The organism is Sutterella sp. (genome assembly GCF_052272535.1).
In the GTDB taxonomy this organism is placed as follows: domain Bacteria; phylum Pseudomonadota; class Gammaproteobacteria; order Burkholderiales; family Burkholderiaceae_F; genus Sutterella.
In genome coordinates, this window is sequence record NZ_DAVZJY010000057.1 from 1 (window position 1) to 10999 (window position 10999).

General features: G+C 57.1%; 9 protein-coding genes and 1 CRISPR repeat array. Of the genes, 2 read left to right on the forward strand and 7 right to left on the reverse strand.

Translation table 11 applies throughout. From position 1 onward, the window contains the following. Positions 1-51: 51 nt before the first annotated feature. A CRISPR array of direct repeats spans positions 52-445; the repeat unit is 28 nt; unit sequence GAAACATCCCCGCGTGCGCGGGGAAGGC. Positions 446-530: 85 nt separating this feature from the next. From cas5e to ACT6Y9_RS04590, 7 genes are all read right to left on the reverse strand, one after another. After that, complete coding sequence (gene cas5e / locus ACT6Y9_RS04560; RefSeq protein WP_443743653.1) at positions 531-1229, reverse strand: type I-E CRISPR-associated protein Cas5/CasD; 699 nt, start codon at positions 1227-1229, stop codon at positions 531-533. Next, positions 1229-2275, reverse strand: coding sequence for a type I-E CRISPR-associated protein Cas7/Cse4/CasC (gene cas7e / locus ACT6Y9_RS04565; RefSeq protein ID WP_443743654.1), 1047 nt, complete (start codon positions 2273-2275; stop codon positions 1229-1231). Before cas7e ends, cas5e begins: the two co-directional genes overlap by 1 nt. Before the next feature lie 12 nt (positions 2276-2287). Beyond that, positions 2288-2917 (reverse strand): type I-E CRISPR-associated protein Cas6/Cse3/CasE, encoded by a 630-nt coding sequence (gene cas6e / locus ACT6Y9_RS04570; protein ID WP_443743655.1) that lies wholly within the window; start codon positions 2915-2917, stop codon positions 2288-2290. After that, the gene (gene casB, locus ACT6Y9_RS04575; protein WP_443743656.1) at positions 2914-3468 is read right to left on the reverse strand and encodes a type I-E CRISPR-associated protein Cse2/CasB; all 555 of its coding nucleotides are present in this window, start codon (positions 3466-3468) and stop codon (positions 2914-2916) included. Before casB ends, cas6e begins: the two co-directional genes overlap by 4 nt. Next, on the reverse strand, positions 3458-4990 hold the full coding sequence (casA, locus tag ACT6Y9_RS04580; RefSeq protein ID WP_443743657.1) for a type I-E CRISPR-associated protein Cse1/CasA: 1533 nt from the start codon (positions 4988-4990) through the stop codon (positions 3458-3460). Before casA ends, casB begins: the two co-directional genes overlap by 11 nt. 100 nt (positions 4991-5090) lie before the next feature. After that, positions 5091-7610 carry a CRISPR-associated helicase Cas3' gene (cas3, locus tag ACT6Y9_RS04585; RefSeq protein ID WP_443743658.1) on the reverse strand — a complete coding sequence of 840 codons (2520 nt, stop codon included), beginning with the start codon at positions 7608-7610 and terminating at the stop codon, positions 5091-5093. A gap of 259 nt (positions 7611-7869) precedes the next feature. After that, complete coding sequence (locus ACT6Y9_RS04590; RefSeq protein ID WP_443743659.1) at positions 7870-8895, reverse strand: branched-chain amino acid aminotransferase; 1026 nt, start codon at positions 8893-8895, stop codon at positions 7870-7872. 600 nt (positions 8896-9495) lie between these two features. On the opposite strand from ACT6Y9_RS04590, the gene ACT6Y9_RS04595 reads away from it, so the two are divergent. Both ACT6Y9_RS04595 and ACT6Y9_RS04600 read left to right on the forward strand, forming a co-directional pair. After that, on the forward strand, positions 9496-9861 hold the full coding sequence (locus ACT6Y9_RS04595; RefSeq protein WP_443743660.1) for a copper-binding protein: 366 nt from the start codon (positions 9496-9498) through the stop codon (positions 9859-9861). A gap of 116 nt (positions 9862-9977) precedes the next feature. Further along, on the forward strand, positions 9978-10999 hold a 1022-nt coding region (locus tag ACT6Y9_RS04600), incomplete at its 3' end, for an efflux RND transporter periplasmic adaptor subunit (protein WP_443743661.1).

The window sequence follows — 10999 nt, forward strand, 5'->3', positions numbered from 1 at the left end:
CGCGTGCGCGGGGAAGGCACGCAATCTCCCTCGACGCGATTGATCCGCGCGGAAACATCCCCGCGTGCGCGGGGAAGGCGAAGCCGGGGAAGGGGATCTGGACCTGAACGTAGAAACATCCCCGCGTGCGCGGGGAAGGCGGGCGCGGCGTCGGTGTTGGGAGAAACGGGATAGAAACATCCCCGCGTGCGCGGGGAAGGCCGCTTGAGCGCGGCCTTGAGCGCCTCGCGCTTAGAAACATCCCCGCGTGCGCGGGGAAGGCCCTCAGTGCTCTTGGGGAACAGACGCGCTCAGAGAAACATCCCCGCGTGCGCGGGGAAGGCACGGCCTTCTGGAGCGCGGTGATGTCGCCTGCGGAAACATCCCCGCGTGCGCGGGGAAGGCTTGATCTTCTTGCGTGAGGATCTATGGAGCGAAGAAACATCCCCGCGTGCGCGGGGAAGGCAGCAAGATTTCGTGGATGCCTCTTCTTATGCTACAACATATTGTTAAAGAACAAGTTTTAGGGTTATCCCCTAGTTCATTGCGGGTTAGCTTTGTTTGACATACCTAACGCCATACACCTTTTTTCTGCCAAAAGCTAAAGGTACATCGTACAGTTGCACGGCTCCAGGCTCATCAACCCCTACTTCTTCACAGGCATTAAGAATTACCCAAGGTTCCGGCTTACGATTGGAAAGCGATTTATTCATTTCCTCTAAAGCACTCTCTTCAGATTTAAATATGCCACCGAAGATAATTTCAGTCGGAGCACAACTCTTTCGACCCAAATACAAATCCCAAACCGGATTGAGCAAACCATCTTTTATGCGCTTGCTCCATTCTTCCGGTATGTGAATCAAAACCTCAAAAGATTCATCCTGGAGGTATTCTCTATACGTCAGTCGAGCCCCACCCCCAACAGCCTTTTTACCTTCTGCCGTTTTAGGTATGCACTCCAACTGCCAAGGGTCTTGATCGTCATAACCATTACCAACCATATGAAAATCCGAAAGGATCGGCCGAATCTCCTTCGCACTTTCACCCACTCTGAAAACCTTCATAGGTAGATTGGAAAACAACTGCAGATTTTCTTTTTGCGGTCCGCCAAGACCCAACGCGCAAAAAATCAAGCCGATAATCCCAGACTTAGTCGGAAATGCCTGTGTTTGGCGATTCCAGAACTTTGACCGATCCCCCCAACTTTGCAGAGGACCAGACAAAGTCAACCGCAAAATTGCCGTATCCATCACAACTTCTCCAGCGTGGCGGAAATATTAGATACCAGGTCATCAATCGAGTCGTCATTCAAGCCAAAATCAAAACTCGCAACTTTTCCATAGAGGCTGCCACACTGTTTTTCCTTACGAGCAAGCTCCGCATTCAACTTCTCCACGCTCGCGGTCAAGTAACCGCCTTCGCGAGGCGCGCGAACCGGCTGATCAAAGCTACACTGCAGTCGCTGTCCATTGCGAATCAAGATCTTGGCGAAATCCCATGTATTAGACGCCGACATGGTCGCCTGCCTGGCGGAAGGCACCGCCAAATAAAGAGCCTTCACAAAGGCTTCCACCGGCACTTTGAGATCCTTGGAGTCATCGATTCCAAGCGTTTCAGCCAACTTGTTCAGGTTCAAAGAGATGTATCTGTAATAGGTGGCAGACACATACTCGGAGGTCCCCATGTGCCCAGCATTCGCACTTGCAGGATCCTTCACGGCTTCGTCATCAAGAGCTGTAAAGAAATCAAGCTCCGATTCGGAAGCATGAGTCGAAATTGCGTGGCTGAATGCGCATGCCGCCTCAACATTGAGGGCACTGGCCTTGGCAACCATTCTGCCAAACAGAGCAATGTCAAGACCGTCCAGGGCATCAATTTTTGCTTTAGAAAGAAGCTTATAGACCTCTTTGTCCTTTACGGATTTCGCATCAAACGCCTTTGTTTCAATGTAGTTTGCGAGAGATTCATACTCCTTGTCAGTAAGAAATAAAAGCGAATCGTCGGACAAGAATGCAGCAACAGCTTTGGCGCATTCCTCGGCAGCTTTTTCATCCGAAGTTTTCTCCAGGATGGCCGTCTTCAGAAGAGCTTCCACTCGCTTCGTCCGAATGCCAAGCTTTAAGCCGAGTTCGTGGAGCTGCTGTCGAACAGCACGCTTCCAGCACTGAGAACTGACACGTGCACGCTCAACGCCACCGACGATGACGGACTTCGGGCTTCCGACATCATCCCGATTGAGGCAGGATACCGGGAAAGACTGAAGAATATGAAATTCAATAATAGGAAGCTTGTTCATTTTAAATCTCCTTTACATAACAGCAAGTTGCAAAAACCCATATCCAAATGCGCGACCCTTTCCGATGCCCATGCGCGCAATTTGTTCAAACTTAGCACGATCTTCTACGTGCAGCTTACCAAATATTCGAGCCCGGGCAAATTTCAAAAGCATCTCATTCTTTCGAAAAGAATCTAATTTAAGCTGATCGACCATACTTATGGTCACATCAGCACCCGCGGCCTGCATACGCCGCACGAACCACTCACGAACATCAGCTTCGTTGGTGAGCGCACGTCGGAAACCCGGCCTGCCGAGGACTGAGCGAACTGGATTTACGACGATCTGAAATCGATAGTTCTCGTGATCCAAAAAACTCTCCGGAAGGGATCGATACATCAACCGAACATCCTCAGGCAACACACTGGCCTCTTCCTTGAGCGAAAGCATCGTCAGAAAGTCAATTACACGCCCACACAAGTGCTCGCCTCGATCGACCCATTGAAGACCACTTGGTTCTGATCCCTTGTCAGAAATTTCCTTTGGCCTTTCCAACTGCACAAGATCGAGCATCAGTCGGTGGATCGAATATGGATCGGTCACCCTCAAACGAGCTACAGCCGTCGGTTGGAGAATAAGTCTTCCTGCATAAAGCTGCTTCACTTTGCATCCTCCGTTGCCTGGGGTTTATCTTCGGAAGCATAAAAATCCATCACCCATTTAGCCTTGATCTTTTCAGGATTTCGATCAAACCACAAAATGTCCTTGAGCAGGTCTGCATATTTCAGCTTGCCGGGAACGCGATTGCGAACAAGCTGCAAAATTGGCCGCAAAGCATGGCAGACAGAAACGGCATCCCTGCAGGCAAGCAGCCTGCGCAAACGAATCACAGAGGGCACCGAATCAACGTCCTCCACAGACTTCGATTTATCATTCCAGCTCTTTCGAAGAGCCTTGCCAAATTCGTCCGACCCATCAACCAATGCATCTTCCCATGCAATGGAGGAGCCAATCAGCAAACAGGCTTCACGAGCCACTTCATTCCGAAGATCAAAATAGCCCGCTATGTATGAATAGGATTTATATGCCTGCCTCGGACTGATCGCCCTTCTAAAGGAAGACCGATACTCTCCATCAGTTTCCTTTTTCTTGAAGACCTTTGCTACAAACTTTTCTGCCGATTCTGATAGATAATATTTTTTGCTAGTTTCCATGCCGCATCTCCTTTACTGAAATTGACTTTCTAAATTTGCTTAAATTTGGCCGATGCTTCGCCCATGCCAGAAGTTGCCGAGCTCCTTCCGCCGCACAGGCTTGAAAATAGATTGTCTCTACATATCCGGCAAATATTCGAATTAAATTAGAACATTCTCCGATCGAACATTGATTCACAAACTCACTCCCCTTCGTATCGGCCAACCGCCAGAAAGACTCAACTGCCGCCGCAGCCCTCTTTTTGGCTGCGTCAGAAGCCTTTCCTCCCTTGTCGGAAGAGTTTCCCGTCAATTCGTCAAAATAACTTGCAACGCACGAATAGAGGATCTTCGAAAGATCAGAAACCTTCTTCATCCCATCGACATACCGAGCGAGGAAACCTCCGACCTCCCAGCCAGAATGAAGCATAAATTTCTGCTCCACGAATCCGTCCTGAGCTGAAAAATATTGCTCACCAGCTTTGTCGCTGATCTGCAGGCCCACACACCACACGCCGACACAAGCAGTTCCGTCATCCTCGGACCCACGATTGCGCGCCTCGTTCATGAGCCAACAGCCTTCCTTTCCGTATTTCCCGTCGAAGGCCAAAATGCTTTCGATTTGCCTCCAAGGCTGCTCTCCTGTCTGAGCACGAAGCGCGGAGTACACCCCTCCCTTCAATGCTTTAAGCGAGACACTGGGGTCGGCAACCCCAGAAGTGATTGGGGGATAGGCGATGCCTGTCGTCATGTTGAACATGCCCGTTTCCTCGAGAAGGCAGAAGCGGGAAAGCGGGAGTAGCCTGCCCTGAAGACTGGCGGCATATGTCAGCGCCGCTTCGCTGTCTTCGCTATCCGGCATGTGCTCCCATGCAGGACGCCCGATTCCGGTCGTCAGTTGCTTTGCATTGCTCCGAAGGTCTGCTTCCGTCAGCAGGTTGAGCCAAAGCGAGGAGAACAGGTCCTTTCCCAAGGGGACGCTGTGGAGCCATCCACGACCGAGAGCTGGCGAAGCCGGTGCCGAACCGCGTTTTTGAAGGTCCTTCGACAAAATTATTGTCATATCAGCCTTCTTGCCGCCGAACCCCAGAATGAGTTGGTGCAGCAATAGATAGGCTTCTTCAGCGGCCGTCAGTTCGCTCGCGGAATTGCTCTCCAGCAGCAGCGTGGCATTGCCCGTGCACACGCCGAGCACCAACGCTCCTGCCGGCAGCGCCTTCTTCTCGGACACGACCTGCGGGTACTGAAGAAAAGGATGCTTCTCATCAAAGAGATCAAAAGCATCTGCATGGATGTCGAGATATTCCACTGCATTAGCCTTCATCTCCTCGATGGAGAGGCCTTCGAGGTCGTCATCTTCTTCAAGCGTGCAAGCAGCCTGCAGTACTGCCAGAAGCAGTCTGAATACCACAAAGCGTTCGGTCGGCGTCCCCGCAAGCTTCGGAGGTTCCTCAAGCGCAAAAAGCTCCCTTAATCCAACTGAATCCGCCCCCTCCAACTTGATCCAGGGTTGCAGCGCCAAATTAAACGTCTTGCTGCCCATGCAGTGCTCCTTTGTCTATTTCAGTCCATGCTTCAAATGCTGGTCAAACTCATCACACCCATGCATCAGTTGGTGACGCCTGGGAATCACTTCTCGTCCGTCACTGGAATCTCAAGCCGCCGTCCCTTGTATAGAAGGCACGCACGCCCTTCGACTCCACCGGGGCGCCATCGGCGAACTGAAGTTCCCCGTCAGACGACATATACGCGATGGGAACCGTATGAAAACGCCGAGAGTGGGAAATGAACGTCTCAAGGTCCGAAGGAAGGCGCGATGCACGCTGATCGAACTTGATCGGCCGTGAACTCTTCACCAACCGCGACTCAAGCCACAACGCCTTCGCAGCAAGCCCCGAGGGCACTTCGCTCAACTCAGTGGGATCAAGAACGAGGATCGGCCACGTCTTCTGATCGATGTAGCGCGTTGCCGGCTCATCCTCGTCGGATTCGGTCACACCGCTGAAGCTGAGTGCAGACAGCGCCGCCGTAGAGAAGGCCGTCGCCCGCTCCTCAAAGGACTTCTTTAGCGCGCAGGCCTCTTCGCCGGACTCCTCTCGTTCGGCATAAGTCTCCTCAAGAAGCTGACGCACCTCTTCGGGCATGTCCACTTCGGCTCCTTGCTCCAGGCGTCGCTCCAAAACCTCCAACGTCCTAAAGAGAATGTATGGTGGTGAATAAACTTTTCCACTCAACCCGAAGCCGTTTTCGAGCGAACTGCCCTCTTCTGTATGGGAACCCTGCTCCGGCGCAGCCACGATCCAGGCCTGAGGAGAACTACACCCGATCGGACGCACACGGTCTGGATGTCGCCAGAGACGCCCAAAGCGCTGAATGAGCAGATCCGTCGGGGCAAGTCTCGTCACCAGGAAATCCGCATCGATGTCGAGCGACTGCTCGAGCACCTGCGTTCCGACCAGAACCCGTCCGCATTCACGACGCCTTGCATCTCCGCCCCGCCCGTAAATGCCGGTCCACTCTTTCTCCAACCGTTCTCTGTCCACCGGACGGAAGCGCGAGTGCAGGAGACCACTGACCACCCCTGCATCCTGAAAACGCTTCGCCGCAGCCTGAGCGGCCGAAACTGTATTTTCGATCCAAAGCACCTGCTGCCCACTCATCGCCTTTTGGAGCGCAGCTCGATAAGCCTTCTCCTCAGCCTCCTCGCCTTTGAGCAGCTTCAGCTCAATGCGCTTGTGCGAACCCGCTGATGCTTCAAGCGCTTGGGTTTTGATCGTGTCCCCCTGTTTCGCCGTAAGCAGAATCGGCGACTGCGTCTTCACGATCTGCTCGTCCTTCACCCCCAAAAGTTTTGCTCGCGCAGCATCGGTCAAAGTGGCGCTCAGGATGATCACGACGCCGTGAAGTGCTTCGACGTGCTCAATCAATTCGTGAATGAGTGTTGACGTGTAGGCATCGTACGAGTGGATTTCATCGAGGATCAGTACCTTGCCGAGTTGAGCGACAGCCCGAACGGAGGCAAACTTTTGAGACTTCAGGAGTCCGAGCAGCATCTGATCAACCGTGCCGACGCCGAAGGGCGCAAGCAGCGCCTGTCTGTTGGAAGAAAACCAACTTTCTCCCGGCGCGGCTTCCTTACCCATCTGAGCCTTGAGCAGCCGCGCGCCGCCGTGAATGAGCTGCACGCCACCGGCGGGGGTGCGGAGAAATGCCTGCACGGCGGAGTCAACTCGATCGTGAACCTTGTTGCTCGTGAGCTGCGTAGGCAATGCGAAATATATTCCGCCGGCATCGCCTCGGCGAATTGCCTCAAATGCGAGCCCCAACGCCGCCTCCGTCTTTCCGCACCCCGTAGGCGCTTCGAGTACGTAAACGCCCGGACCGGAGTAGAGCGACATAAACGCCTGCTGCTCCGGACGCGCTGAAAAATGGAAGATGCCGTTGAAATCGACTCCCTCTCGGGGCTCAATTTCGGCGAAACCCGCACGAGCGACCAAATTTTCGGCCACTTCACGCTCCGTCCCTTCCGGTATCGCCTCCGCCTGCTGAGAGGCAATCCAGTCGGAGACGACTACAAGTCCGGTCCAAACATCTTTCTGGACCGTTTGGAGTGCCTGTATTTTCGAGAGTGTTGGAAATGCATCCGCATGAAGTGCATTCATAATCTCTCGGCAGAGCGCTTCTCTGGGAGCGACCCACTCCATGCCCCCGAAGGCAGGAGACGCCTGAGACTCCATCCTCGCCTTATCGGGCCACCCGTGGTGAGCGCCCACTACATAGGCGCACCCGCGATCTTTGGTAAGCGCCTTGACGACAACCGCGCCGACATGTGCGTGAGGCACTTCGGGAACGTTCGTGCACGTCTGGCTGACTTCGGCCCAGAACTTGACCTCCGGATCCACAGGCGGCAGGAACCGAAGCATCTTCCCGAGGAAAAGCGGATTGATCTTGCCGATGTCGTGAAGCCCCGCCAGCACGGCGAGGTTATCCGGCACAAGCATCTCTCGATCCTTCAAACGGAGCAGGTCAATCAGTCTTCTGAGAACCCAGCCCGCAATGAGGCCATGCTGACGAACACTGATTCCAAGAGAATTGTCCGGTGCGCCTGCATGGACCGTTTTGGCGGGGAAGATTCGAGCCTGCTCGGGGGTAAGAGTCGTCATGAATCGATCAGTCCGGTAGAGGAGAAATGATGATTCATGCATTATCAACAATTGAGCTCAAAAAATCATGCCCTGTGGTTCAGCTTCCCTGTATACAAGACGCCTTGTTGTTCATCGTCCACATGACTTAGGGTTTACTCGAATCCTCTAATTGTTCTTATCTCCTTACCCAGACATGGAAAAAAAGGGCTCCCGAAGGAGCCCTTCGAACCGGACGCCGCAGGAGCGCCCGGTTCCCTGATCAGCCGCGTGCGGCGGATCAGCAGATCTCGCGGATCCAGCCTTCCGGCGCTTCGATCTCGCCGTCCTGGATGCCGGTGAGCGTGCTGCGGAGCTTGCCGCAGATCTCGCCCATCTTCTCCATGCCGGACGGGAAGACGATGTCGCCTTCGTGGGTGTGGATGAGACCCACCGGGGCGAGCACCGCGGCCGTGCCGCAGAGGGCGCATTCCTTGAAGTTCTTCACCTCATCGAAGCGGACCTTGCGCTCGACGACCTTGAGGCCGAGGTAGTGTTCGCCGACGTAGACGAGCGAGCGGCGGGTGATCGACGGGAGGATCGAGTCGCTCTTCGGAACGACGAGGTTGTTGTCCTGGTCGACGAAGATGATGTTAGCGCCGCCCGTCTCCTCGACGTAGGTGCGCGTCTGCGGATCGAGATAAACGTTCTCGGCGTAGCCGTTGCGGTGCGCCTCCATCGTCGGGTAGAGCGACATGGCGTAGTTGAGGCCGGCCTTGATGTTGCCCGTGCCGTGCGGAGCGGCGCGGTCGAAGTCGGAGAGCGCGAGCTTCAGGGGCTTCACGGCGCCCTTGAAGTAGGCGCCCACCGGCATCACGAAGACGCGGTACGTGAAGGACGGAGCCGGAGCGACGCCGATCTGCGGGCCCGAACCGATCATGAACGGACGGATGTAGAGCGAGCAGCCGGTGCCGTAGGGCGGAACCCAGGCGGCGTTGGCGCGGACCACTTCGTCGATCGACTTGATGAAGGTGTCGACCGGGAGCGGCGGCATCTCAAGGCGCTTGGCGGAGTCGAACATGCGCTGGGCGTTCATGTCCGGACGGAAGGTGACGATCTTGCCTTCCTTCGTCGTGTAGGCCTTCAGGCCTTCAAAGCAGCTCTGTGAATAGTGGAAGACGCAGGCGGACTCAAGGAGGTGCAGCTTCTCATCCGTGATGAGGCCGTCTTCGGTCCACTTGCCGTCATCCCAGGTCGCCTGCCAGCGGTAGTCGGTCTTCGTGTAGCCGAAGCCGAGCTTCGACCAGTCGATGTTCTTCTTTTCCATTTTTTCATCCACGTTTTTTCAGCGTCCGGCCGCTGCCGGCGCCGAGGGCTGAATCCCGTCCGGGCGGGTCCCAAAAAGCCCGCGTCAGAGGTACGCGGCCCGAAGGGAGCCTCCCGCTCATGGCGGAGATCCGAGAAAACTCAGTCTTCCAACGCATCCGGCGGCGCGGGAGCGGGCCGGTGCTCGGAATGGAGAAAATGCTAACACCCGGGGTATTCCCGTCCCTTCGAGCCCTCTAAGGCTTTCTGACTAGCGGATTCGACGCAGAACGAATCCGCGGAAGTTTTTTTCGCATTGATCGCGTTAATTCAACGCTCTTTCCATAGATATCAACGCACTATGCGAAATGCTCTTCATTTATTGCATCCTCCGCACCTCTACGCCCCTTCCGGCGCCTTCCGCCGGGTCAAACGCGGTACGGGCGTTTACACAAAAAGGCCGCTCAACGACGTCGTGCGGAACGAGTCGATCCAAAGTCTGACTATACTTTCGGGGTTTTCACTAGCAACAACCTCCCGGCGGGCCCGATGAGCCCCGCCGGAGAAGAGCCGCGCCGCCCTTCGGGGCGCAGCGCGGCGCCATCAGGGAAGAAATTCAAAAATGATGATCCGCACCATGCTTCTCACCTCCGTCTTCGCCTCCGCCGCGGCCTCCGCCGCCGGCATGGAGGGCATGCAGGGCATGGACCACTCGATGCACGACATGCACGCCGGCCACGCGATGCAGATGCCCTCCGAGCAGGCCCCGGCCGTCAAGGCGACCGGCGTCGTGAAGGCGGTCGACGCCGCGGCGGGCAAGATGACGATCGCCCACGATCCGATCCCCGAGCTCAAGTGGCCCGCGATGACGATGCGCTTCACCTTCCGCGACGCGAAGATGGTCGAGGGCCTCAAGGCCGGCGACCGCGTGAACTTCACCTTCACGCAGGAAGGGAAGCTCTCGGTGCTCCAGTCGATCTCGCGCTGAGTTCCTCCTCTGAGGAGACCGGCCGCAGCCGGTCTCCCGCTGCCCAAAGTTTCCGCCCGGCCCGCCGCTTGGAGCGGGTCGGGCTTTTCCGCATTTTCGTCCGCCTGAGCTTCGCCATGTCCGACGCCCCGACTCCTCCCGCCGCCTCTTCCTCCGCGCCACGCAAAACCGGCTCCCTTCTTCCCTTCGTCTCCGTGCTCTGCGCCGCGCTCGTGGGCGCGGGCCTCGGCGGCTGGGCCGTCTGGCACTGGCAGGAGCGGATCGCCGCGGGGCTCGGCATCAAGACGCCCGCGGCCGCGGCCGTCGCGGCCGCGCAGGTCCCGCCGGGGGTGGAGTTGGCCGAACCCGATGAGAACGGCCGCCCCGTCCTCTATTGGTACGACCCGATGAAGCCCGACGCGCACTTCAAGAAGCCCGGCCCCTCGCCCTTCATGGACATGGACCTCGTGCCGAAGTACGCCGACGAAGCCGGTGCGCTCCCGACCGCCGCCGGGATCACGATCGACCCGACGATGGTGGAGAACCTCGGGGTGCGCTCGGCCCGCGCGGCCGAAGGGCGCCTCACCTATGAAACCCGCGTTCCCGCGGAAGTGGTCATGAACGAGCACGCCTTCGCCCTCGTGCAGGCGCGCTCGGCGGGCTTCGTCGAGGAGGCCGCGCCCCTTGCGGTCGGCGACCGCGTGCACAAGGGCGACCTCCTCGCGCGGGTCGTGATCCCCGGCTGGAGCGACGCGCAGGCCGAGTACCTCGTCCTCGTGAACTCCGGCGCTGGGCAGGCCGAGGTCGAAGGCGTGCTGCGCCGCCTGCGGCTCGCGGGCATGCCAGAAGACGACGTTCAGGAGCTCGTGCGCTCGCGCCGGGTGAAGACCATCTTCACGCTCCGGGCCCCGATCGACGGCGTCCTCACCGACATTGCGCTGCGCTCCGGAATGAACGTCTCCACCTCCCAGACGGTGGCGCAGATCGAGGGTCTCGACCCCGTGTGGGTGACGGCGAGCGTGCCCGAGCGCTATGCGGCGTCGCTCGAAGGCGCGGACCTCGTCCTCACCGCCGACGCCTATCCGGGCCGCAGCTGGCACGCCCTGAAGCACGTGATCCTCCCGGGCGCCGATCCGGCGACGCGCACGCTGCGCGTGCG